The organism is Micromonospora sp. CNZ285 (assembly GCF_004637285.1).
On record NZ_SPQD01000001.1, the window covers coordinates 3203368 to 3227196 of the forward strand.

The window sequence follows — 23829 nt, forward strand, 5'->3', positions numbered from 1 at the left end:
CGCCGGACGGCCGCGGGCCGGCTGCACTAGGCTCGGCCGCATGCAGGAGCAGCCGGAGTCGCCCTTCACGCCGGGCCTGACCGCCCGGGTCGAGCTCACCGTGACCGACGCCGACACCGCGCAGGCGGTCGGCTCGGGGGACGTGCCGGTGCTCGGCACACCCCGGGTGCTGGCGCTGGCCGAGGCGGCGACGGTGGCCGCCACCGCGACCCGGATGCCGTCCGGGTCGACCACTGTCGGCGTCCGGGTGGAGCTGGAGCACCGCGCGGCCACGCCGGTCGGTCGTACCGTGGCCGCCCACGCCGAGCTGGTGAAGGTCGACGGGAAGCGGCTCGTCTTCGACGTGACAGTCACCGACGGGCCCACCGTGGCGGCGCAGGGCCGGGTCGAGCGGGTGCTCGTCGACCGGCAGCGCTTCGTCGAGCGGGCCGTGCGCCAGTCATGACCGCCGGGTTCTCCGAGGTCGCCGCCGGGGTGCACGTGCTGCGTGAGCCGACGCTCGCGGTGAACGTCGTGCTGGTGGTGGGTGACGGCGCGGCGCTGCTGGTGGACACGCTCTCCACCGCCGGGCAGGCCCGGGAGCTGGCGGAGGCGGCGCGGGCGGTGACGCCGTACCCGTGGACGATCGTGAACACGCACCACCACTTCGACCACTGCTTCGGCAACGCCACGCTGGCCGGGCCGGACACCGCGATCTACGCGCAGGCCCAGGCCGCGGCGGCGCTGCGGGACCGGTCCGACGCGGTGCGCCGCGCCGCGTACGAGGAGATGCGTGCCGGGCACCCGGCGCTGGCCGAGGAGCTGGCGCGAACCGAGCTGCGGGCGCCGACGCACGAGGTGCACGAGGAGACGGTGCTCGACGTCGGCGGCCGGCGGGTGGTGCTGCGCCATCCCGGGCACGGGCACACCGACGCCGACCTGGTGGTGCACGTACCCGACGCGGACGTGCTGGTCGCGGGCGATCTGGTGGAGCAGAGCGGACCGCCGGCGTTCGAGGAGTCGTACCCCCTGAAGTGGCCGGACGCGCTGGCCGACCTGCTGCGACTGACCACGCCCACGACGGTGGTGGTGCCCGGCCACGGCGAGCCGGTCGGCGCGGACTTCGTCCGCGAGCAGCACGCGCAGCTCGCGCGGCAGGCGTGGCTGATCCGCGCCGGGCACACCGGCAGCGCCCCGCCGGAGCGGGTGGCGGCCGAGTCGCCGTTCGGCGCCCGGCCGGGCCTGATCGCTGCCCGCCGCGGCTACGCGGAGCTGGACGGCACGGCCTGACCGGCGGCCGGGTTCAGCCGGCGTCGGCCAGGATCTCCCGGAGGCGGTTGCGGCACTCGGCGACGAACGCCGGGAACGTGTCCCAGTAGTAGGAGACGCCACTGGCCGCCACGCCGAGCGCCCAGGCGCGGGCCCGCGCCCAGGTCACATCGTCCACGCCGAGCGCCTCCCGGTAGGCGTGCCGGGCCTGCGGCGGAAGGTCCCAGGTCGGCGCGTGTTCGGCGTCGGGGTGCCCGACTGTCAGGCCACCGAAGTCGATGACCGCCCGCAGCCGGCCGTCGTGCACCAGCAGGTTGGTGGGCTTGAGGTCACCGTGCAGCCAGACGTGCGGCCCGGCGGGTTCGGGCAGGGTGAGGGCGTCGCGCCAGAGCCGGACCAGGGTGTCGACGTCCGCCTCGTCGCCGATCAGGTTCCGGCAGTCGTCGAGCGCCGCGGAGATCCAGGTGTCGCAGGGACGGAGGCTGCCGCCGCGGTAGCCGCTGAGCGGGCCCGCGCGGGTCGCGCCGAGCAGGTCGGTCGCGTGCAGGCGCCGGACGAACACGGCCAGGTCGGCGCCGAGGGCGGTCCAGTCCTCGACCGTGCCGGACCGGACCTCGTCGCCGGGTATCCACCGCTGCACCGACCACGGCAGCGGGAAGGCGTCGGCCGGGACGCCGGCGTACACCGGTTCCGGCACCCGGTACGGCAGCAGCGGCGCGAGCCGGGGCAGCCACCGCTGTTCCTTGCGCAGGGCGCCGGCCTTCTCGGCGGTGCGCGGCAGGCGGACGAGCAGGTCGGCGCCGAGCCGGTACATCGTGTTGTCGGTCCCGGCGCCGGCCGGGGTCAGCGGCAGCGCGGCCCACTCGGGGCGCTGTGCGGTCAGCAGCGCCCGGACGACCTGCTCGTCCACGGGTATCTCGTCCTGGTGCAGGGCCATCCGGTGATCATGCGGGGCGGGCCGGCGCCGCGGCCACCGGGTTTCCGGGGGCCGGCCCGGGGCGGGCATGTCCCCGCAGGGCACCGAGCAGCGCGTCGAGGTGCGGGGCGGCGGCCAGGATCGCCGTCCGTGCCGGCGGCTCCAGCTCGGCCAGCGCCTCGTCGAGCAGTGCGGCGCGGTTGGTCTCGTAGTCGGCCATCCGGGCCCGGGCGGCCTCGGTCACGCGCAGCCGCAGCACGCGGCGGTCATCGGGGTCGCGGTCACGGGCCAGCAGCCCGGCGTCGGTGAGGTCGCGGACCAGCGTGCTCACCGTGTTGGGCGCGGTGCAGAGACGCCGGGCCACCTCCTTGCCGCTGATCCCGGGCGTCTCCCGGACCAGCAGGAGCAACTCCACCTGCGCCTCGGGCAGCGGATCGCGTCCGACCCGCGCCCCGGTCCGGCGGCGCAGGAGGCGGTGCAGCTCCCCCACCACCGCTCCGACGCGCGCGACCTGCTCGTTCGTCGCCACGGAGTCACCCGCCTCACATCGCAATAGTTCTGACTACAGATGTAAGGTACCCGGACGCACCGGATCCAGGGGGTACCCACTCGTGAGCAACGCCGCGCCGACCGCCGCGCGCCCGGCCGCCGACCGCACCGCGTCCACCGGCGGCGTGACGCTGCTGGTGCTGCTCGGCACGCTCACCGCGATCGGCCCGCTGTCGCTGGACATGTACCTGCCGGCGTTCCCGGCCATGACCCGCGACCTCGGCGCCGACCAGGCCGGCATCCAGCTCTCGCTGACCACCTGCCTGATCGGTCTCGCCCTGGGTCAGCTCGTCACCGGGCCACTCAGTGACCGCTGGGGGCGCCGGCGTCCGGTGCTGGTCGGCGTGGTCGCGTACACCGTGCTGGCGCTGGCGTGCGCCGCGGCGCCGAACGCCCCGCTGCTGGCCGCCGCGCGGTTCGCCCAGGGCGTCGCCGGCGGCATGGGCGTGGTGGTCGCCCGCGCGGTGGTCCGCGACCTCTACTCGGGACGGGACGCCGCGAAGTACTTCTCCCGGCTCACCCTGGTCTTCGGCGTGGCGCCGGTGGCGGCGCCGGGCGTGGGCAGCCTGGTACTGCGGTTCGGCTCGTGGCGGGCCGTCTTCGTGGCGCTCGCCGTCATCGGGGCGGTGCTCGCCGTCGCCGTCGCGCTGCGCCTGCCGGAGACGCTGCCGCCCGAGCGCCGCAGCACCGGCGGCCTGGGGGCCACCGTCCGGACCATGCGGTCGCTGCTCGCCGACCGGGTCTACCTCGGGTACGCGCTGACGCAGGGCTTCGCGTTCGCCGGGCTGTTCGCGTACATCTCCGGGTCGTCGTTCGTGTTCCAGGACGTCTTCGGCGTCTCCGCCGCCGTGTTCAGCGTGATCTTCGGCGTCAACGCGCTCGCCCTGGTGGCGGTCGGGCAGGCGAACGCCCGGCTGCTCGACCGGTTCGCGCCGCGCCGGCTGCTGGTCACCACGCTGGTGGTCGGCCTGGTCACCGCGGTCGGTGTGCTGAGCGGCGCGCTGGCCGGAAGCCTGGCCGTGACGGCGGTGGCGCTGTTCGCCTTCGTCGGCTCGCTCGGCATGGTGATGCCGAACAGCACCGCGCTGGCGCTGGACGCGCACGCCCGGCACGCGGGCACCGCCGCCGCGCTGATGGGCGGCATCCAGTCGGTGGTGGGCGCGCTCGCCGCGCCGCTTGTCGGGCTCGGCGGCGAGGGCAGCGCGCTGCCGATGGCGGTGGTGCTGGCCGGCGCCGCGTTCCTGTCGCTGACCGCCGTCGTGACGCTGGCCCGTCCCCGCGCCTGAGCACGGGGCGGACGGGTCACGGGAAGCGGGTGGCGACGGCGGTGCGGGTGGGCATGGCGGTGGCGCCGCCCGGTGACTCGCACACCACCGCCGCCACCCGCAGCGCGAACGCGACCCGCTCCCGCCACCCGGCCGGGTCGAGCGGCTCACCGGCGGCCAGCAGGTCGGCCACCAGCGCGCCCATCACCGAGTCGCCCGCGCCGGTGGCGTCCACCGCGTCCACCTTCGGTGCGGGTACCCGCACCACGTCGTCGCCGGCGGCGACCAGGGCGCCGTCCGCGCCGAGCGTGACCACGACCGTGCTCGCACCGAGTTCCCGCAGGTACGCGGCGACGCCCTCGACCGGCTCGTCCGGGTAGAGCAGCCGCGCGTCGGCGCTGCTGAGCTTGACCAGGTGCGCGGCGGCGGCGAACTCGGCGACCACCGCCCGCAGCCCGTCCAGCGCGCCCGGGGCGGTGAGCAGTCGGGGCCGTACGTTCGGGTCGAACACCCGCAGCGCGCCCGCTATCGACCAGGCGCGCCGGGCGGCGGCCAGTACCGGCGGGTCGAGCAGCACGATCGAGCCGCAGTAGAGCACGTCCGCGCCCTCGACCAGCGCCACGTCCAGGTCGTCCGGGCCGAGCAGCGCGTACGAGCGGGGTTCGCCGTAGAAGCGGAAGTCCGGCTCCGCGCCGGCGAACGTGGCCACGGCGAGCGCTGTGGGCGCCGGCACCGTCACCGTCCCGCTCACGTCCACACCGGCGCCGGTGAGGAACGCGCGGATCCGTCCGGCCAGCGCGTCGTCGCCGAGCGACCCGACGAACCGCGCGTCTCCGCCGAGCCGGGCGATCGCCACCGCCACGTTGAGCGGGCCGCCGCCGATCGCCTGCCGGTAGACGGGTTCTCCGTCGTGCTCGGCGTCGAGCAGGTCCACCAGCGCCTCGCCGAGCACCACCGCGTACCCCATCCTGGCTCCCCTCGTCGTCCTCCCCCGATCCTGTCGCATGCCGGTGCCACCGCGCGCCTGGACCCGGGCATCGAGCGCCGCCTATTGCGGGCGGCGTGCGGACGTGGTGGGATGGCGATGCCGGGTACCGACGCGGGGGGCTGCCGCGTCGCCGGCCGCCGGGTCGATCCGACGCGAGGGCATCCACGGTCCGTGGCAACGGACCGCAAGCGGTGCGCGCCCGCAGACGGCCCCGGCCGCACGCCGACCGGGCGCGGGCACCGCGATCGTCGCATCCGCTCGTCGCAGCGGGGCGGGCCGAACCGGGCCACGCTCCGCGAGTCAGGAGATCCCCGTGCACCGATCCCGTACGGCCGCGTTGCTCACCGCGGCCGCCACCCTGGCCCTGGGCGCGTTCGCCCTGGCCACCAACTCCGGACCGGCGGCCGCGCACGGCGCGGCCATGACGCCGGGCGCCCGCACCTACCTGTGCTGGAAGGACGGCCTCACCGGAACCGGTGAGATCCGGCCGAACAACCCCGCCTGCTCGTCGGCGGTGGCCGAGAGCGGGGCGAACTCGCTGTACAACTGGTTCAGCGTGCTGCGCTCCGACGCCGGCGGGCGGACCGTCGGGTTCATCCCCGACGGCAAGCTGTGCAGCGGCGGCAACCCCGGCTTCAGCGGGTACGACGCGGCGCGCAACGACTGGCCGATCACCCACCTGACGGCGGGCCGGTCGATCGAGTTCCGGTACAGCAACTGGGCCCACCACCCGGGCACGTTCTACTTCTACGTGACCAAGGACAGCTGGAGCCCGAACCGGCCGCTGGCCTGGAGCGACCTGGAGGAGCAGCCGTTCCTGCAGGTGACCAACCCGCCGCAGCGCGGCGCTGTGGGCACCAACGACGGTCACTACTACTTCACCGGCAACCTGCCGTCGAACAAGAGCGGCCGGCACATCATCTACTCGCGCTGGGTCCGCTCGGACAGCCAGGAGAACTTCTTCGGCTGCTCGGACGTGACGTTCGACGGCGGCAACGGCGAGGTGACCGGGATCGGCTCGGGCGGCAGCAACCCCCCGACGACCGCGCCGCCGACCACCGCGCCGCCGACGACCGCGCCGCCGACGACCGCGCCGCCGACCTCACCTCCGCCGGTGACGACCAGCCCGACCATGCCGGCCGGCTCCTGCATGGCGGTGTACAAGGTGGTCACCGCCTGGGGTGGCGGCTTCCAGGGCGAAGTGACGATCATGAACCACAGCACCCGGACGTACTCCGGGTGGACCGCGAACTGGACCTGGCCCAGCGGCCAGACCATCAACCAGGTGTGGAACGGCACGTTGAGCGGCAGCGGGGCGTCGGTGAGCGTCTCCAACGCCGCCTACAACGGCAGCGTCCCGCCGGAGGGCACCACGACGTTCGGCTTCACCGCGAACTTCTCCGGCACCAACTCCCTGCCGACGGTCACCTGCACCGGCAGGTGACCCCGTAACGGGAAGGGCCCCGGGGGAACACCCCGGGGGCCCTTCCTCGTCACGCTCGGGTCAGCGGACCATGCTGCCGACGACCGGCTTGGTGAGCAGCGCGGACTGGTTGCGCTGGATGCCCGGGTCGAGCGTCTTGGCCACGAAGATGGCGTGCCAGATGCAGAAGATCAGCACGGTCCACACCTTGCGGGAGTGGTCCGCCTCCTCCCGCTTGTGCTCCTCCAGCAGGCGCATCGCGTACGACAGGTCGATCAGGTCACCCGCGCCCGAGGTGGACAGCACGTGCCGCGCCCACTCGTACATCTCGCCGCGCAGCCAGACCCGGGTCGGGGTCGGGAAGCCCAGCTTCTTGCGGTTCACGATGGCCGGCGGCACGACGCCCTGCAGCGCCTGGCGCATCGCGTACTTGGTGGCCTCGGAGCGCGGCGGCAGCTTCAGGTCGACCGGGATGCCGGCGGCGACGTTGAACACCTCCCGGTCCAGGAACGGCACCCGCACCTCCAGCGAGTGCGCCATCGAGATCCGGTCGGCCTTGACCAGGATGTCGCCGCGCAGCCAGGTGTAGAGGTCGACGTACTGCATCTTGGTGACGTCGTCCAGCTCGGTGCACTCGGCGTAGATCGGCGCGGTCACGTCCGTGTAGCGCACCGAGGGGTCGTAGCGGCGCAGCAGGTGCTGCTTCTCCTCCTCGGTGAACATCCGGGCGTTGCCGTAGTAGCGCTCCTCGATCGGGGTGGTGCCGCGTTCCAGGAAGCTCTTGCCCTTGACGCCCTGCGGGATCGCCTTGGACACCGCGCGCAGGCCCTTCTGCACGCCGTCGGGCAGGCTGTTCACCGCGTTGAGCGACAGCGGCTCCCGGTAGATGGTGTAGCCGCCGAAGAACTCGTCCGCGCCCTCACCGGAGAGCACCACCGTGACGTGCTCGGCGGCCTTCTTCGCCACGAAGTACAGCGGCACCAGCGCCGGGTCGGCGACCGGGTCGTCCAGGTGCCAGACGATCTTCGGCAGCGCGTCGATCATGTCCTGCGGCCCGATCTTGGTCGGGATCGTGGTCACGTCGAGGTGCCGGGCCGAGTCCTGGGCCACGTCGATCTCGGAGTAGCCGGGCACGTCGTACCCGACGGTGAAGGTGAGGATGTTCGGGTTGAACTCGCGGGCCAGCGCCACCACAGCCGTGGAGTCGATGCCGCTGGACAGGAACGAGCCGACCGGCACGTCCGAGCGCATGTGCATCCGGACGCTCTCGCGCAGCGTCTCCCGGATGTCGTGGTAGAGCCGCTGCTCGTCGGAGACCGGGGCCGGGCGGAACACCGGGCGGTACCAGCGGCGCACCTCGATCCGGCCACCCGGGGTCCAGGTCAGGTACTCCCCCGAGCCGATCCGGCTGATCCCCTTGTGCAGGGTGCCCGGCTCGGGCACGTACTGCAGCGTCAGGTAGTGGCTCAGGTTCGCGGTGTCGATACCCGCGTCGCCCTGGTACGCCGAGTGCGCGAACGGCAGCAGCGCCTTCTTCTCCGAGGCGAGGTAGAGGCCGTCCTGTGTCTCCAGGTAGTGCAGCGGCTTGATGCCGAAGTAGTCCCGCGCGCCGAAGGCCCGCCGCTCCTGCCGGTCCCAGATCACGAACGCGAACATGCCGCGCAGCTTGGTGAGCACCTGCTCACCCCAGTAGTGGTAGCCGGCGACGATCACCTCGCCGTCGCCGTTCGTGGCGAACTGGGCGCCGTAGTCGCGGATCAGCTCCTCGCGCAGCTCGATGTAGTTGTAGATCTCGCCGTTGAAGGTGAGCAGGTACCGCCCGCCCGCGTACGGCAGGGGCTCGTGGCTCAGCGCCACGTCGATGATCGCCAGGCGCTTGTGCGCGAACACGCCGTCCGCGTACCGGCCGGAGGCGTCGCCGACCACCTCGACCCCTGTCTCGTCCGGGCCACGGTGGTGCAGGCACTCCAGTGCGCCGGCGATGTGGTCGCGGTGGGCGGCGGCGTCGCCGCGCGCGCTGAAGAAGGCCAGGAGTCCGCACATGGCCGCCATCTTTCCACGCGCCGGAAGCCGCCGTCGCGGCACCGCAGGCACCTCCCGCTGTCGTGCGCGCGGTACCGTCGGGACCAGCGACGAGGCTCAGGGAGGGGCGGATCATGGCCGAGGAGCGGACCGGGCAGGGCAAGGCGGCGGACGGCACGGAGTCGCACGACCCGGATTTCCCGGAGGCGTTCCTGTCGTTCATGCGGCAGGGCTGGCGGGACACCGAACTGCCGGTCACCCCGCGCGCGGAGGTGCCCAATCACGCCAAGCGGCGGGCCGCGCTGGCCGAGGCATTCCCGGGCGAGACGCTGGTCATCCCCACCGGCAACGAGAAGGTACGCGCCAACGACACCGAGCACCGGTTCCGGCCGGGCAGCGACTTCGCGTACCTGACCGGCGACCTGGAGCCGGACAGCGTCCTCGTGCTGCGGCCGGGCGGCGAGGCCACGCTGTTCATGCGGCCCCGGTCGTCGCGGGTGACCGACGAGTTCTTCCGCAGCCGCCACGGTGAGCTGTGGGTGGGCCGCCGGCCGACGCTGCGGGAGAAGTCCACCGAGCTGGGCCTGCCGACGGCCGACCTGAGCGAGCTGGACGCGGCGCTGGCCGACCTGGCTCCGGGGCGTACCCGGGTGCTCCGCGGTTTCGACGCCCGGGTGGACGCGGCGGTGCGTCAGTACGACGGCGCGCGCGCCGAGGGGCAGCCCGGCCGCGACCGGGAGCTGGCGATCACGATCGCCGAGCTGAAGCTGGTCAAGGACGAGTGGGAGATCGCGCAGCTCCAGGAGGCCTGCGACGCCACGGTGCGCGGCTTCGAGGACGTGGCCCGGGCGCTGCCGGCCGACCGCGGGGTCTCCGAGCGGCTGCTGGAGGGTGTCTTCGCCCTGCGCGCCCGGCACGACGGCAACGACGTCGGCTACGGCTCGATCGTCGGGGCCGGCGAGCACGCCACGATCCTGCACTGGGTGCACAACCACGGCGCGACCCGTCCGGGTGAGCTGCTGCTGATGGACATGGGCGTGGAGAACCGCAACCTCTACACGGCCGACGTGACCCGGGTGCTCCCTGTCGACGGCCGGTTCACGCCGTTGCAGCGTCAGGTCTACGACGCGGTGTACGCCGCGCAGCAGGCCGGCATCGAGATGTGCCGGCCGGGCGTGGCGTTCCGGGACGTGCACCTGGCCTCGATGCGGGTGCTGGCCGAGGCGCTGAAGGATCTCGGACTGCTGCCGGTGAGCGTGGACGAGGCGATGGATCCGGCCTCCACGGTCTACCGGCGGTGGACGCTGCACGGCACCAGCCACATGCTCGGCATCGACGTGCACGACTGCGCCAACGCGCGCAAGGAGACCTACCGCGAGGGGCCGCTCGGCGAGGGGTACGTGCTCACCGTCGAGCCGGGGCTCTACTTCCAGCCGGAGGACGAGCTGGTCCCGGAGGAGCTGCGGGGCATCGGCGTGCGGATCGAGGACGACATCCTGGTCACCGCCGACGGCCCGGTGAACCTGTCGGCCGGGCTGCCGCGCGCCTCCGCCGAGGTGGAGACCTGGCTGGCCGAGCAGCGTGAGGCGGGCCCCCGCCTGCCCGGCTGATCCCCGCGGCCGCGAACTCCTTCGGGCCCCATCACCGCGCCTCGACGGCGGGTGGTGGGGCCCGCCGCCGTCTGGGCCGTTGCGGTCCCCCTGACGTGGTTGGTCACCGACCGCCGTTCGTGGGAGGAATGCGGGCTTTTTTCGGATACGTCTTCCTCGCGAGGAACCTTCTCATACGGTGCTGATCAGAGGCTACAACCGGTTTGTAGCTGGTCGCCCGGCCTGGGGCGGTGCGACCCGTTTGGGAAGAACCGAAAGGGCTCTCATGTCGAATGACGTAACGACACCCGACGGCGGCGCTCCGATGGCGCCCCCGCCGCGGACGAGCAAACGGCGGGCGCTCTGGGTCGCCACCGGCGTGGCCGGGCTGACCGGCGTCGTCGGACTGGCGGCACTCGGCGGTCTCGCCGCCCGCGACGACAAGTCCGGCACCGAACCGGTGGCGGACAACCACGCCGCCGCGCCGCAGAACGCCGGCGACGACTCCCGCGCCGAGGACGGCAAGGGCGGCGAGAAGGGCGAGGACGGGTACGGCAAGGACGGCAAGGACCGTGGCGAGTGGGGCCCGGACAAGGGCGAGTGGGGCAAGGACGGCAAGGACGACCACGGCAAGACCCGCGAGGTCCCCTGCAAGGACGACGCCCTGATCGACGCCCTCGAACTGGCCAACCGCGACCACGGCGGCACCATCAAGCTCGCCGAGAACTGCACCTACGAACTCGGCGTCAAGGACCGCAAGTTCGGCTCCGCCCTGCCCGAGATCAAGCAGGACGTCACCATCAAGGGCAACAACTCCACCATCAAGCGCGACGCCGAAGACACCTTCCGCATCTTCCGCGTCGTCGACGGCGGCGACCTCACCCTCAAGGACCTCACCATCAAGGGCGGAAACGCCAACGAATTCAAGTACCCCGGCGGCGGTGGCCCGGCGCCGACGGCGCTCGTCCCGGACGGCAAGGACGACGACAAGCGGTTCGAGGGTGACGGCGGCGCGCTCCTGGTCGAGCGTGGCGGCAGCGCGCACCTGGACAACGTGAAGCTCGTCGACAACAACGCCGAGGGCGACGGCGGCGCCATCGCCAACTACGGCCGCACCTGGCTCAAGGAGAGCAAGGTCGTCGACAACCACGCCCAGGGCGACGGCGGCGGCGTCTACAACGAGGGCATCCTCAAGGTCGAGGAGACCCACGTCGACGACAACACCGCAGGCGGCAACGGCGGCGGCATCGCCAACGGCGGCGGTGAGCACCACGGCGGGCCGGTCGACCTGGCCTCGGCCGCGAAGCCCGGCAAGGGCGACAAGGGCGAGCACGGCAAGCACCGCGCCGGCACCGTCGAGATCATCGGGGCGCACGAGGGCAAGGACGCCTCGCTGAGCACGCTGAGCCACAACCGGGCCGGCCACAACGGTGGCGGTCTGTTCAGCAGCGGCGGCTGGGTCACCGTCTCGTTCACCGCGATCGGCGGCAACGTCGCCTGCGAGAACGGTGGCGGCGTGTACGCCGAGAACACGGACCTGCTCCTGGAGAAGGTCCACGTGGCGGGCAACCACGCCGACGGCGACGGTGGCGGCGTGGTGACGACCGGTGGCCGGGACTGGGCCGGCAACGGCGCCGAGAAGGACGGCCTCGCGGGGAGCGCCACGATCGCCGACAGCGCCGTCGTGGACAACACCGCCGGCCGGTTCGGCGGCGGCATCTTCAACGGTGAGTGGCTCATCAAGATCGAGGACGGCTTCCTCGCCCGCGACCACGACAAGGACGACAACGCCACCCTCACCATCCGCGACACCGACATCAAGGGCAACACCGCCCTCAACGGCGGCGGCATCTTCAACAACAAGGCGAAGATCACCCTCACCAAGACCCACGTCACCAAGAACACCGCCACCGACTCCAGCAAGCTCCACCGGGTCGCCGGCGGCGTCCTCAACAACGAAGGACGCGTCAAGCTCGACGACAAGTCCCTCATCAGCAACAACGACCCCACCAACTGCGCCAACACCGTCGAGGACTGCTTCAACTGATCGAACCACCACATAACCGGGGGCCCTCCTCGCGCCGTGGACGGCGTGCGGAGGGCTCCCACCCCCGGGAGCGGCCCGACTGGCCGCGGTGTCCCCCGCCGGGGCGTCCGGGCCGCACTGCGCCCGCCCATCCCACCCGCACCCTTATGCGGGTTTTTTTCGTATATGACCGCGAGGCGAAGAAGGTTCTCATACGGTCATCTTCAGCAGCTACAACCGATTTGTAGCGAAGGCCGCCTCGCCAGGGCGAAGCGACCTTGTCAGGTACAAGGAGAGGGCAGAGAGCTCCGATGTCCAACTACCTTCGCAATAACGATGACGCCACCAGCAAGACCATCTCCCCGCTCCGGCGTCGCCGGATGTGGCTCGCCACCGGCGTTGTGGGCCTGACCGGAGCGGTCAGCCTCGCCGGCGTGGCCTATGCGACCACCGGGGCCACCGGCCCGCACCGGCTCGCCGACGTCAAGTGGTCGACCACGCAGCAGCTCAGCGACGACCACGGCGACAAGGGCGACAAGGGCGCCGAGGGCGAGTACGGCCGCGACGGCTACGACAAGGACGGGTACGGCAAGGACGGCAAGGACCGTGGCCAGGAAGGCCGCGACCGTGGCGAGTGGGGCCCGGACAAGGGCGAGTGGGGCAAGGACGACCACGGCAAGACCCGCGAGGTCCCCTGCAAGGACGACGCCCTGATCGACGCCCTCGAACTGGCCAACCGCGACCACGGCGGCACCATCAAGCTCGCCGAGAACTGCACCTACGAACTCGGCGTCAAGGACCGCAAGTTCGGCTCCGCCCTGCCCGAGATCAAGCAGGACGTCACCATCAAGGGCAACAACTCCACCATCAAGCGCGACGCCGAAGACACCTTCCGCATCTTCCGCGTCGTCGACGGCGGCGACCTCACCCTCAAGGACCTCACCATCAAGGGCGGAAACGCCAACGAGTTCAAGTACCCCGGCGGCGGGGCTCCCGGTGGCGGGGCTCCCGGTGGCGGGGCTCCCGGTGGCGGGGCTCCCGGTGGCGGGGCTCCCGGTGGCGGCCAGCCGCCGGCCGCCGCCCCGGCGGTGGCGGCCCCGGCCGCTCCGGCTGTCGCGGCTCCGGCCGCGGCGACCACTGCCGTCGCTGTCACGCCCGTCGCCGACGGCATGAACGGCGGCAAGGACGACGACAAGCGGGTCGAGGGTGACGGCGGCGCGCTGCTCGTCGAGCGTGGCGGCAGCGCCTACCTGGACAACGTGAAGCTGGTCGACAACAACGCCGAGGGCGACGGCGGCGCCATCGCCAACTACGGCCGCACCTGGCTCAAGGAGAGCAAGGTCATCGACAACCACGCCCAGGGCGACGGCGGCGGCGTCTACAACGAGGGCATCCTCAAGGTCGAGGAGACCCACGTCGACGACAACACCGCAGGCGGCAACGGCGGCGGCATCGCCAACGGCAGCGGCCTGTCCGGTGGGCACGGCCCGGCGGCCTCCGCCGCGCCGAAGGGCTACGACCCGAAGGGCAAGCACCACGAGGCCGGCATCGTCGAGATCTTCGGTTCCGACCACGGCAAGGACGGCGTCAAGTCCAGCCTGTCGGACAACCGCGCCGGCAAGAACGGTGGCGGTCTGTTCAGCAGCGGCGGCACCGTCACGGTCTCCTTCACCGCGATCACGGGCAACACCGCCTGCGAGAACGGTGGCGGCGTGTACGCCGAGAACACGGACCTGCTCCTGGAGAAGGTCCACGTCGCCAAGAACCACGCCGACGGCGACGGCGGCGGTGTGGTGGTCACCGGCGGCAAGCACTGGGGCTACCCGGAGAACAAGGAGCACGCCAGCGCCACGATCGCCGACAGCAAGATCGTCGACAACACCGCCAACCGCTTCGGCGGCGGCATCTTCAACGGTGAGTGGCTCATCAAGATCGAGGACGGCTTCCTCGCCCGCGACCACGACAAGGACGACAACGCCACCCTCACCATCCGCGACACCGACATCAAGGGCAACACCGCCCTCAACGGCGGCGGCATCTTCAACAACAAGGCGAAGATCACCCTCACCAAGACCCACGTCACCAAGAACACCGCCACCGACTCCAGCAAGCTCCACCGGGTCGCCGGCGGCGTCCTCAACAACGAAGGACGCGTCAAGCTCGACGACAAGTCCCTCATCAGCAACAACGACCCCACCAACTGCGCCAACACCGTCGAGGACTGCTTCAACTGACCTGACGGCCCGGGGTACGCGACCGGCCCCCTGCCACGTGACGTGGCAGGGGGCCGGTTTCGCCGTGTCGGTCAGCTCTGGACGAACACCGCCACGCTGCGCGCGGGCACCGTGAACGTGCCTGCGGCCCGGTCGAACGACGCGGTACGCAGCGCCGGGTCGGCCGAGTTCCGCAGCACCGGGTGCAGTGCCACGTTCGCCCCGCGCAGCCCGGTGACCGTCTGCTTCGCCGTCTCCGGCGTGGCGTTGAAGACGACTGTCACCGACTTCCACGTCCCGTCCAGCCCTCGCGCGTCGAGGGTCATGGTGAGCACGCCCGGGGTCTCAGTCGTTCCGGACAGCGGGAACGCCACCCGCTTCTGCACCTGCTCGGCGGTGTCGAGCCCGAACACCGGCGAGGACCGGCGCACGCGCAGCAGCTCCGCGTACCGGGCGTCGGCCAGGTCGATCGCCGCGCAGTCCGGCACCAGCGACGGATCGGCAAGCAGCGGCTTCGCGTACGACCACTTGTCCTTGTTGTCGGCCTCCGGCGGCAGTCCGGCGCCGAACCCGTTGCCCTGGGCGCAGTCCCACCGGATCTGGTTGAACCAGTCACCGGAGTTGTACGAGTTGCGGTCCAGCGACTTCGAACGCAGCCGCTCGGAGCCGGTGGTCACGAACCCGGCGCCCTGCCCGAGCGCGGTGGTCGCCAGCGCGAGCACCTGCATCCGGGCCCGGTCCTGCGCCGAGGTCCCCTGCGGCAGCTTGTACGCCAGCGCGTCGTACAGGATCTCGTTGTCGTGCGCGTCGACGTAGGTGACCGCCTCGCCCGGCGCGGCGGTGTACCCGGCCGGGGCGCCGTTGTAGTCGACCTGGGCCCCGGTGACCCGCTTGCCGGTGGAGTCGGTGAACCGGTAGCCGCGCAGGTTCCCGGTCAGCCCCACCTTGATCAGGTCGTGCTGGTGCAGCAGCCGGGCCCGCTGCTCGGCGGCCGAACCGTTCACGTCGTCGCCGTTGGGGTCGGTGTAGAGGCCGGAGGCGAAGCCCTGCACCCGCGGGTTGGTGTCGAACGGGCCGCCGCCGCGCACCGCGTCGCGGAGCCGGTCGTTGAACGTGCCGACGCCGGTGCCGGCCATGTTGGCCTGGGTGGCCTGCGTGAACCGGGCGTCGTCGGCGACCTCGCCGAAGTTCCAGCCCTCGCCGTACAGCAGAATCTTCCGGCCGTCCACGCCGTCGCGGGCGAGCGTGAGCTTGTCCAGCGCGGCCCGTACGGCCAGGATGTTCGCCTTCGGGTGGTGGCCCATCAGGTCGAACCGGAACCCGTCCACCTTGTACGCCTTGGCCCAGGTCACCAGCGAGTCCACCACGAGCTTGCCCATCATGGCGTGCTCCGGCGCGGTGTTGGCGCAGCAGGTGGAGTTGGCGACGGTGCCGTCCTCCAGCAGCCGGTGGTAGTAGCCCGGCACCACCTGGTCGAGCACCGACTTCGGGTCGGCGCCGGCGGCGGAGGTGTGGTTGTAGACCACGTCCATGACCACCCGCAGGCCGGCCTTGTTCACCCCGGCGACCATCTGGCGGAACTCGGTGGTGCGCTTCGCGCCGTTCGGGTCGGTGGCGTACCCGCCCTCGGGCACCGTGTAGTGCAGCGGGTCGTACCCCCAGTTGTAGCCGTCGGTGCCGGCGACGGCCGCCACGCACTTCTGCTGCTCGTCGGAGGCCGGCGGCAGCGCGGCCAGGTCGCAGTTCGGCCGGGCCTGGTCGGCCCGCTTCTCCGGGATGGTGGCGAAGTCGAAGGCCGGCAGCAGGTGCAGGTGGTTGACCCCGGCGTCGCCGAGCTTGCGCAGGTGCTTCATGCCGGCGCTGTCCGGGTCGGTGAACGCCAGGTAGGTGCCTCGCCGGTCGGCGGGAACCGTGGTGTCGGCGATGGAGAAGTCCCGTACCGACAGCTCGGAGATCTGGACCTTCGACGCCGGCGGGGCGGCCGGCTTGCGCAGGTTCGCCCAGCCGGCCGGCGCGAGCGCCGGGTCGGTCAGGTCGACGATCTGGCTGTGCGTGGAGTCCGCCGCGAGCGCCACCGAGTACGGGTCGGTCACCGACGCGGTGACCATCTTCTGCGTGGCCGGCTGCCAAGCCTGCACCCGGTAGCGGTAGTAGCGGCCGTTCCACGCCTTCGTGCCGCGGACCGACCAGACGCCGGTGCGGTCGTCGCGGCGCATCGCCACGCTGGTCGGCTGGGCCGTGGGCGAGTCGAACAGCTCCAGCGACACGGTCCGCGCGGTCGGCGCCCACACCGCCAGGGTGGGCACCCGGCCGGCGAACGTCGGGCCGAGCTTCGCGCCGGTCGCCGCCGCGTAGACGTCGTCGAGCACGCCGGGGATCTGCACGCCGGTGGCGGCGAGCAGCGCGCCCTCGGCGTCCCGCTCGGTCACCACGATCTGGCCGCGCAGCGCCGCCGGCACCCTGGCCAGGTCGGCGCGGTCCAGCGAGAAGGCGCGCGAGGCCCAGAGATGGGGGTACGCCTGCCGTTGCGCCTCGGTCAGCCCGTTGCGCTGCGCCCGCAGTCCGATGGTGGTGTACGTGCCGGTCAGCTCACCGTCGGCGAGGCCGATCCCACCGGCCGGGGCGACTGCCAGCGCGTACCGCCTGCCGTCGGTCGGCCCGGTCGCCCACGCCACTGTGGACCTGTCGATCCACTGCGCCTTCTGCTTGGTCAGGTCGAGATCCTTCGCGGCGCCGGACGTGGTGGTCGGCAGCAGCCGCCCCTTCACACCGGCGAGCAGCCACACCTCGCGCCCGGCGCCGGCGAAGTCGAGCCGCTGGTCCTCGGGCTGATCCTTCTCGTCGCCTCGGTGGATGATGTAGCTCAGCCCGGTCGCCCCGGCGGCGAGGGGCACCCGGAACACCGCGCCGTACGCGTCGATCTTCTCCGGCTTGAGCGGGGCGGCCCAGTCGGTCGGGGTCGCCGCGCCGTCCCACAGGTGCAGGCCCCAGCCGTCGTAGTTCCCGTCGGCCTTGCGCCAGTGGATCAGCGCGGTGTCCTGGGCGACGGGCGGGTCGGGTTCGCCGGTGGCGGCCTGCCGCGTCGGGTAGACCGCCGGGTCGCCCTGCTTGACCCAGACCTCGCCGGTCGCAGTCACGTCGATGGTGCGGTCGTTCGCGACGTCCTTGTAGCCGTCGCCGTCGATCACGAGGAAGCCGACGGTCTTCGCGCCGGGCTTGAGCTTGACCCAGGCGAACCGGCCGTACGAGTCCTCACCGGCGAACGGCTGCCCGGCGGGCCACTGCGTCACGTACGCCGGGTCGATGTCGCCCCAGGCGTAGAGCCGCCAGTCGTCGTACCCGCCGGCCGGGCGCTGGTAGTGCACGATCGCCCAGTCCCGCGACGCGCCCTGGGCGGGGGTGCCGACGGTGCCGGTGGCGCGGGCGGTGGCGGTGCGGCCCTTGCCGTCGCGGACCACCGCCTTGTACTCCACGCGGGTGCCGCCGGGCAGGCCGGTCAGGTCGTGGTGCACGGTGTACGGCGCGCGGTGCGCGGTGCCGAGCAGCGTCCACTTGCCGCCCGCGACCCGGGCGGCGATCGTGACGGTGGCGAGCGGGTCGCCGGTCACCTGGGCGGTGACGGCGGCCTTGCCGGGGACCGGGGCGTCGCCCGGCTCGGTGATCGTGATCGTCGGCGCCCCGGCCTGCGGGATCGCCCGGCCGGCCTTGAGCACCAGCGCCGACATGGCCGGCACGGTGACGCTCAGCTTGCCGTCCGCGCCGGCCGTCGCGTCCGCGGCGCCGCCGTACACGCCGGTGAAGCGGGCGCCGGCCGACCAGGTGTCCACGGTGACAGTCTGCGGGGTCGCGGCGTTGTTCACCGCCGCCACGTACTCGATCCGGTCGGCGGGCAGGACGCGGGAGAACGCGAAGACGCCCGGCCCGTCGGCCGCGTACCGGGTCACCTGCACGCCGTCGCGCAGCGCCGGGTGCGCCGTCCGCAGCTCGCCCAGCTCGGCGATGGTCCGGTAGAGCGGGTGGCGGGTGTCGTACTGGTCGGCGGCGTGGGTGCGGGTGGTGCCGATCAGGTCGTCGTCGAGGTAGTCGGCGGTCCGCGAGGCGAACATGTCCTGCCGGGCGTCCTTGTCGCCGCCCGGCCCGGTGAAGCCCTGCTCGTCGCCGGAGTAGACGACCGGCTGGCCGCGGGTGAGGAACATGAGCTGGTGGGCGAGCCGGCTGCGGTTCAGCTGGGTGGTGTCGTCACCGCCGGCGGCGGCGACGAACGAGCCGATCCGGCCCATGTCGTGGTTGCCCAGGAACGTGGTGAGCCGGTTGGCGTTCGTGTCCCGCGCGGAGTACAGGTCGTCCTTGGCGTACACGTCGGCGAGCGTCTTGGCCGAGCCGTCGGCGGCGGCGTACCCGCGTGCCGCCTCCTGGAACGAGAAGTCGAGCGTGGCGGGCAGTCCGCCCTGCCGCACGTAGGTGGACTGGATCTCCTGCTCGGCGCTGTAGACCTCGCCGAACATGAAGAAGTCCTTCTTGCCGGCCTTCGCGGCGGCGGCGTCGATACCGCGCGCGAACTGCGGCCAGAAGTCGAGGTTGGCGTGCTTGACCGTGTCGAGGCGGAACCCGTCCACGCCGGCCTTGCCGATCCACTGGGCGTAGATGTCGGTCATGCCGCGGACCACCTCGGGACGCTCGGTCCACAGGTCGTCGAGGCCGAAGAAGTCGCCGTACTCGCTGTTCTCCCCGGCGAAGGTGGAGTCACCGCGGTTGTGGTACATGGTCGGGTCGTTCAGCCACGCCGGTACCTTGACCTTCGCGTCGGCCGGGGTGGCGAACACCGGGGTGTACGGGAACGACGTCGAGTTCACCGCCGGGAACCTGCGGGTGCCGTCGGCGTAGTTGCGGTCCTCGAAGGGACGCCCCTGCGCGTCGCGGTAGGGCGCGGTCTTCTTGTCCACGTAGCCGTACTTGTCCTCGGCGTACCGGATGACGTCGGCGGTGTGATTGACGATGATGTCGAGGTAGACCTTGATGCCCCGGCGGTGGGCCAGGTCGACCAGCTTCTTCAGCTCGGCGTTGGTACCGAAGTGCGGGTCGACCTGGGTGAAGTCGGTGATCCAGTAGCCGTGGTAGCCGGCCGAGACGTCCGCGCCGGTGCCCTGCACCGGGCGGTTCTTGAAGATCGGCGCGAGCCAGATGGCGGTGGTGCCGAGCCCTTGGATGTAGTCCATCCGGTCGATCAGGCCCTTGAGGTCGCCGCCGTGGTAGAAGCCCTTGTCGGCCGGGTCGAGACCGGTGGTGAGCCGGCCGCCGGTGAGGCCGCCGGTGTCGTTGCGCTTGTCGCCGTTGGCGAACCGGTCCGGCAGGACGAAGTAGAACTGCTCGGCCTTCGCGGTGCCGGTGCCGGCCTTGAGCAGCGCGTCGGCGGACGGCTCACGGTTCCACTGCGGAGCGTTGCCGGCGGCCAGGACGTCGGGGGTGGCGGCCGTGCCGGTGGCGTCGGCGCCGAGCTGGTGGAGGGCCACCGGCACGCCGACGAGAGTGAGTACGAGGGAGGTGACCAGGGCGAGCAGCGCCTTGGGGGATATCGGCGGCGGTTTCATCGACGGCCTTTCTCTGGTCGCTGATTCGCCCGCACGCTAGCCCTTGCCGAAACATTCTGCAATACCTTGCAAACACTGCCGCAATAAAGCAGACACCTTGCAAGAGGAGACGTATCCGCCGGCCCGGTCCGGGCCGCCGGATCTACCGCTCGGCGCAGGGCGATCGGTCGACGGTGCAGCTCACCGGCCGGGTACCGGCCCGCTCGATGTGGAACCGCACCGGCAGGGACTGCCCGGGGGCCAGGTCGAACCCGCTGCGGTAGGTGAGGACGCCGTTGTCGAAGCCGAACACGCCCTGCTCGGCGCCCTCGACCCAGGCGGTGACCAGCCGGCCACCGGGGAACGTCGCGCGGACCGTCCAGCCCTGCGGCGTACGCGCGGTGTTGACGAGCAGCACCTCGCCGATGAAGCCGCCGTCGAAGACGCTCGGCACGCTGTACCGGCCGGTCACCGCCGACGGCGGCGGAGGCGGCGGGGGCAGCACCGGCCGGGCCACGCCCCGAGGGCTGGAGGTCGGCGCGGCAGGCGTCGGCCGGGCCGGCACCACGGTGGACCGGGGCGACAGGCCCGGCACCACCGCAGCGGTGGCGGAGACCGGCGACGGGCCGGTGGCGCCGGCCGCCGTGGGGGTCAGCGGCATGCCCGGCAGCGACATCGGCGGATCCGCCGGGCCGGCCGCCGGGAACGTGCTGCGGCCCCGCACCGAACCGAGCGCCACCACCAGCAGGACCACCATGACGACCACGCCGGCGGCGACGAGGATCCAGGGGGACGAGGTCATGGCGGCTCCGGGCTGCGGACCGGGGCGGCGCGTGCGGGACATGGTCCTCCTGTCGGGGTCCGGGCCAGCGTAGCCACACGGACCGGGTCGCGGCGAGCGCCCGCGATCGGGGGCCTGCCATGCGGCGGGGACACCTGATACCTTGCACGCCGATCAATGACCACAATGGCTCGTCGAGCCGGTAGGACGGTTGGCCAGTGACTGAGTGGCAGGGCAACATCCGGCGGGCGTCCACGGCGGATGCCGCCGTCGTGACCGCGATCCTCGCCGAGGCGTTCATGCGGGATCCGGTGAGCGGCTGGGTCTTCCCGGCCGACGACCACCGCGCCCGGGTCCATCCCGCCTTCTTCGGACCGTTCGTCGCGCTGGCGCTGCGCACCGGTGAGGTGCACATCGCCGGCGACGGCCTGGGTGCCACGCTCTGGCTGCCCACCGGCGAGGGACACGACGCCGAGGACGGCGGCGAGTTCGACGGGATGGAGACCGCGATCGGCGCGGAGGCCATGAAGCGGTTCGGCACGCTCGACGAGATGATGAGCGCCCGGCACCCGGGTGAGCCGCACTGGTACCTGCCCTTCATCGCGGTGCACCCGGACCATCACGGCAAGGGCGTCGGGTCGGCGCTGCTGCGTAACAAGCTGGCCGAGCTGGATCAGGCCGGTACGGCCGCGTACCTGGAGGCCAGTTCGCCGCGCAACGCCGCGCTCTACGAGCGGCTCGGATTCCGGCGCCGTCCGGTCACGCTGGACCTGCCGGAGGGCCCCAGCCTCTACCCGATGTGGCGCGACCCTTCCTGACCCGTACCGTCCCGCCCCGGCTCGGTCCGGGGCGGGACGTCACCGCCGTACCGTCGTGGTGGTGACGTCGAGCGCGCCCACGACGGCGGCGAGCAGCCCCTCGAGCTGAGCCGGCAGGAACCGGCGGCAGTCGCGCATCCGCGCTGCCACCTGCGGGTCGAAGATGTGCGCGGCCAGACCGACCGCCTCGGCGAGCGTCGCCAGCAGCAGCGTCCCCGGGTCCAGCTCGGCCGGGGACGAGTGCATCAGCATCGCGGTCAGCCGCACCCGCGGCGAGGCCGCCTGGTTCGGGTCGATGGCCGGCCAGCGCACCGTCCGGCCGATCAGTTTGCCCTGCTCACGACGGAGCACGCCGGCGGTGACCAGCCGGGTGCCCACCCGCTCGTTGATGTTGAGCTGGGTCCGCAGGTAGCGGATCCACAGCCGGGCCGGATGCGCCCCCTCGCGGCGCAGGATCTCGGTGATCAGCAGGTCGGTGAGCGGCTCCTGCCACAGCCGCGGATCGACGGCGGCGATCCCCCCTCCGTCGAGGGCGATCCGGCCCTCGAACATCAGCTCGGCGAGCGCGGCGCCGGCCAGCCCGCACTCCAGCCGGTCGACCGCGACGTGTGGCTTGCCGGTGAACTCGTCGTGTCCGATAAGGAACAGCGCATCCGCAAGCCGGTAAGTGGCCTGCGCCCCGGGGTAGGTCATGGTCCATCCTCGAACGGTGGCCGTGATCGTCGACACGGGACGGTACGGCATGACCACGCACAGCTCAATTCCGGCCGTTCAGGCGCACCCCAATCGATATCGAAGCGGGGTTGTCACGATACGTGATCACCAATACCCTGCTTCAGGTTGTTCCGAAGTAGACACATCAATCCCTTCACCCCCTCCCCTGGAGAAGCCTTGTCCTCCGATCCGTTCTTCTCCGACGGTGGGCTGCGCCGCGGTCGTCTCGGCACCGCTCACCTCGTCTTCTTCACCGTCGCCGCGTCCGCCCCGCTGACCGTTCTCGGCGGCGGTGTCACCACCATGTACGCGGTCAGCGGCAACATCGGCGCCGCGCTCGGATACGTGCTGCTGGCCGCCGTGCTCGCCGTCTTCGCCACCGGCTACGCCGCGATGAGCCGGTACGTCGCCAACGCGGGCGCGTTCTACGCGTACATCGCCAACGGCCTCGGCCGGGCCGGCGGGGTGGCCGGCTCGGCGGTCGCGCTCGCGGCGTACAACGCGATCCAGATCGGTCTGTACGGCCTGCTCGGTGCGATCCTGGGCGACTTCATGGACGCCAAGACCGGCATCAGCCTCGACTGGTGGGTCTGGGCGCTGCTGGCCTGGGTGTTCATCGGCGCGCTCGGCGTGCTGCGCATCGACCTCAACGCCACGGTCCTCGCCGTGCTGCTCATCCTCGAGTGCGTGGCCGTACTGATCTTCGACCTGGTCGCCTTCGCCAACCCCGACGGCGGCACCGTCACCACCGCCGGCATCAGCCCCGGCCACCTGTTCGGCGCCGGCTTCGGCGCGGTGCTCGCGTTCACCATCGCCTCCTTCACCGGCTTCGAGAGCGGCGCCATCTACAGCGAGGAGGTCAAGGACCCGCGGCGCACCGTGGCCCGGGCCACCTACATCGCCGTCGCGTTCACCGGCCTGTTCTACGCCTTCTCCGCCTGGGCGCTCACCGTGCTCACCGGTCCGGAGAACGCCCCGGCAGCGAGTGCCGAGGCGGGTCCGGGCATCATCTTCGGCGCACTCGACCAGTACACCGGCGCTGTCGTCGCCGACATCGCCAACGTCCTGTTCATCACCAGCGTGCTCGCCGCCCTGCTGTCGTTCCACAACGGCGTGGCGCGCTACCTGTTCGCGCTGGGCCGGGAGCGGGTCCTGCCGGGCTTCCTCGGCGCCACCTCCAGCCGCAGCGGCGCGCCGGTCGCGGGCTCACTCGTGCAGAGCGTCCTCGCCGTGGTGGTGTTCCTGGCGTTCGCGATGACCGGCCGCGACCCGGTCATCGACCTGTTCACCTGGCTGTCCGGCGCCGCCGCTGTCGGCGTCGTGCTGCTGATGACGCTCACCTCGGCCTCCGTGGTGGGCTTCTTCCGGGGACGTCCCGGCCCGGAGAGCGCGTGGCAGCGGACGATCGCCCCGGCGCTCGGCACGATCCTGCTCACCGCCGTGCTGCTGGTGCTGCTGTTCAACTTCGACGCGCTGCTCGCCCCCGACACGGCGAGCTACCTGAAGTGGCTGCTCCCGGCGATCCCGGTGGCGGCGGGCGTACTCGGCCTGATCTGGGGCGCGATCCTGCGCACCAGCCGCCCGGAGACGTACCGCCGGATCGGCCAGGTCACCGAGGAGGGCCTGCACGAGCCCGGCCTGCACCCGGCCCCCGAGGCCGACCGCTGGGCCGGCGCCCACCACCGCTGACGTCAGTAGGTGCGGCGGCCG

General features: G+C 72.2%; 16 protein-coding genes. 9 read left to right on the forward strand and 7 right to left on the reverse strand.

The genetic code is table 11. From position 1 onward, the window contains the following. Nucleotides 1-40: 40 nt before the first annotated feature. Nucleotides 41-445, forward strand: a complete 405-nt coding sequence (locus CLT75_RS14345; RefSeq protein WP_013287380.1) for a thioesterase family protein — start codon at nt 41-43, stop codon at nt 443-445. Then, complete coding sequence (locus tag CLT75_RS14350; RefSeq protein ID WP_135241117.1) at nt 442-1269, forward strand: MBL fold metallo-hydrolase; 828 nt, start codon at nt 442-444, stop codon at nt 1267-1269. Before CLT75_RS14345 ends, CLT75_RS14350 begins: the two co-directional genes overlap by 4 nt. 13 nt (nt 1270-1282) lie before the next feature. Here the strand turns inward: CLT75_RS14350 and CLT75_RS14355 are convergent, their stop codons facing one another. Then, nucleotides 1283-2185 carry an aminoglycoside phosphotransferase family protein gene (locus CLT75_RS14355; RefSeq protein WP_135241118.1) on the reverse strand — a complete coding sequence of 301 codons (903 nt, stop codon included), beginning with the start codon at nt 2183-2185 and terminating at the stop codon, nt 1283-1285. 7 nt (nt 2186-2192) lie between these two features. Continuing rightward, entirely contained in the window at nt 2193-2693 is a 501-nt protein-coding gene (locus CLT75_RS14360) for a MarR family winged helix-turn-helix transcriptional regulator (RefSeq protein WP_135241119.1), read from the reverse strand. 82 nt (nt 2694-2775) lie between these two features. Between CLT75_RS14360 and CLT75_RS14365 the strand changes: the two genes are divergently transcribed. Continuing rightward, on the forward strand, nt 2776-3999 hold the full coding sequence (locus CLT75_RS14365) for a multidrug effflux MFS transporter (RefSeq protein ID WP_135241120.1): 1224 nt from the start codon (nt 2776-2778) through the stop codon (nt 3997-3999). Nucleotides 4000-4015: 16 nt separating this feature from the next. Here CLT75_RS14365 and CLT75_RS14370 read toward each other — a convergent pair whose 3' ends face one another. Continuing rightward, nucleotides 4016-4945: a carbohydrate kinase family protein gene (locus CLT75_RS14370; protein WP_135241121.1), complete on the reverse strand. Its 930-nt coding sequence runs from the start codon at nt 4943-4945 to the stop codon at nt 4016-4018. A gap of 328 nt (nt 4946-5273) precedes the next feature. On the opposite strand from CLT75_RS14370, the gene CLT75_RS14375 reads away from it, so the two are divergent. Next, the gene (locus CLT75_RS14375) at nt 5274-6410 is read left to right on the forward strand and encodes a lytic polysaccharide monooxygenase (RefSeq protein ID WP_209310457.1); all 1137 of its coding nucleotides are present in this window, start codon (nt 5274-5276) and stop codon (nt 6408-6410) included. Between the two features lie 60 nt (nt 6411-6470). On the opposite strand, the gene asnB is transcribed toward CLT75_RS14375, so the two are convergent. After that, nucleotides 6471-8432, reverse strand: coding sequence for an asparagine synthase (glutamine-hydrolyzing) (gene asnB, locus CLT75_RS14380; RefSeq protein ID WP_135241123.1), 1962 nt, complete (start codon nt 8430-8432; stop codon nt 6471-6473). 113 nt (nt 8433-8545) lie between these two features. Here asnB and CLT75_RS14385 point away from each other — a divergent pair, with 113 nt between their 5' ends. The 3 genes from CLT75_RS14385 to CLT75_RS14395 all read left to right on the forward strand — a co-directional run bounded on the left by CLT75_RS14385 (nt 8546) and on the right by CLT75_RS14395 (nt 14260). Then, complete coding sequence (locus tag CLT75_RS14385) at nt 8546-10021, forward strand: aminopeptidase P family protein (RefSeq protein ID WP_135241124.1); 1476 nt, start codon at nt 8546-8548, stop codon at nt 10019-10021. A gap of 265 nt (nt 10022-10286) precedes the next feature. Beyond that, on the forward strand, nt 10287-12047 hold the full coding sequence (locus tag CLT75_RS14390) for a hypothetical protein (RefSeq protein WP_135241125.1): 1761 nt from the start codon (nt 10287-10289) through the stop codon (nt 12045-12047). 290 nt (nt 12048-12337) lie between these two features. Continuing rightward, on the forward strand, nt 12338-14260 hold the full coding sequence (locus tag CLT75_RS14395; protein ID WP_135241126.1) for a hypothetical protein: 1923 nt from the start codon (nt 12338-12340) through the stop codon (nt 14258-14260). Between the two features lie 71 nt (nt 14261-14331). Here CLT75_RS14395 and pulA read toward each other — a convergent pair whose 3' ends face one another. Further along, nucleotides 14332-19827, reverse strand: coding sequence for a pullulanase-type alpha-1,6-glucosidase (pulA, locus tag CLT75_RS14400; RefSeq protein WP_135241127.1), 5496 nt, complete (start codon nt 19825-19827; stop codon nt 14332-14334). Between the two features lie 142 nt (nt 19828-19969). After that, nucleotides 19970-20608 (reverse strand): cellulose binding domain-containing protein, encoded by a 639-nt coding sequence (locus tag CLT75_RS14405; RefSeq protein ID WP_486485179.1) that lies wholly within the window; start codon nt 20606-20608, stop codon nt 19970-19972. A gap of 197 nt (nt 20609-20805) precedes the next feature. Between CLT75_RS14405 and CLT75_RS14410 the strand changes: the two genes are divergently transcribed. After that, complete coding sequence (locus tag CLT75_RS14410; protein ID WP_135241129.1) at nt 20806-21405, forward strand: GNAT family N-acetyltransferase; 600 nt, start codon at nt 20806-20808, stop codon at nt 21403-21405. A 39-nt stretch (nt 21406-21444) separates the two neighbouring features. On the opposite strand, the gene CLT75_RS14415 is transcribed toward CLT75_RS14410, so the two are convergent. After that, nucleotides 21445-22098: a GOLPH3/VPS74 family protein gene (locus tag CLT75_RS14415; protein ID WP_018788275.1), complete on the reverse strand. Its 654-nt coding sequence runs from the start codon at nt 22096-22098 to the stop codon at nt 21445-21447. Between the two features lie 198 nt (nt 22099-22296). On the opposite strand from CLT75_RS14415, the gene CLT75_RS14420 reads away from it, so the two are divergent. Next, entirely contained in the window at nt 22297-23808 is a 1512-nt protein-coding gene (locus tag CLT75_RS14420) for an APC family permease (RefSeq protein WP_135241130.1), read from the forward strand. Nucleotides 23809-23829: the final 21 nt, after the last annotated feature.

What these genes read in the sequence shown, in the direction of transcription:
- CLT75_RS14390 (WP_135241125.1), top strand. Translation starts at nt 10,287, where the DNA reads ATGTCGAATGACGTAACGACACCCGACGGCGGCGCTCCGATGGCGCCC.
- asnB (WP_135241123.1), bottom strand. Translation starts at nt 8,432, where the DNA reads ATGTGCGGACTCCTGGCCTTCTTCAGCGCGCGCGGCGACGCCGCCGCC.
- CLT75_RS14395 (WP_135241126.1), top strand. Translation starts at nt 12,338, where the DNA reads ATGTCCAACTACCTTCGCAATAACGATGACGCCACCAGCAAGACCATC.
- pulA (WP_135241127.1), bottom strand. Translation starts at nt 19,827, where the DNA reads ATGAAACCGCCGCCGATATCCCCCAAGGCGCTGCTCGCCCTGGTCACC.
- CLT75_RS14350 (WP_135241117.1), top strand. Translation starts at nt 442, where the DNA reads ATGACCGCCGGGTTCTCCGAGGTCGCCGCCGGGGTGCACGTGCTGCGT.
- CLT75_RS14355 (WP_135241118.1), bottom strand. Translation starts at nt 2,185, where the DNA reads ATGGCCCTGCACCAGGACGAGATACCCGTGGACGAGCAGGTCGTCCGG.
- CLT75_RS14385 (WP_135241124.1), top strand. Translation starts at nt 8,546, where the DNA reads ATGGCCGAGGAGCGGACCGGGCAGGGCAAGGCGGCGGACGGCACGGAG.
- CLT75_RS14415 (WP_018788275.1), bottom strand. Translation starts at nt 22,098, where the DNA reads ATGACCTACCCCGGGGCGCAGGCCACTTACCGGCTTGCGGATGCGCTG.
- CLT75_RS14370 (WP_135241121.1), bottom strand. Translation starts at nt 4,945, where the DNA reads ATGGGGTACGCGGTGGTGCTCGGCGAGGCGCTGGTGGACCTGCTCGAC.
- CLT75_RS14405 (WP_486485179.1), bottom strand. Translation starts at nt 20,608, where the DNA reads ATGACCTCGTCCCCCTGGATCCTCGTCGCCGCCGGCGTGGTCGTCATG.
- CLT75_RS14345 (WP_013287380.1), top strand. Translation starts at nt 41, where the DNA reads ATGCAGGAGCAGCCGGAGTCGCCCTTCACGCCGGGCCTGACCGCCCGG.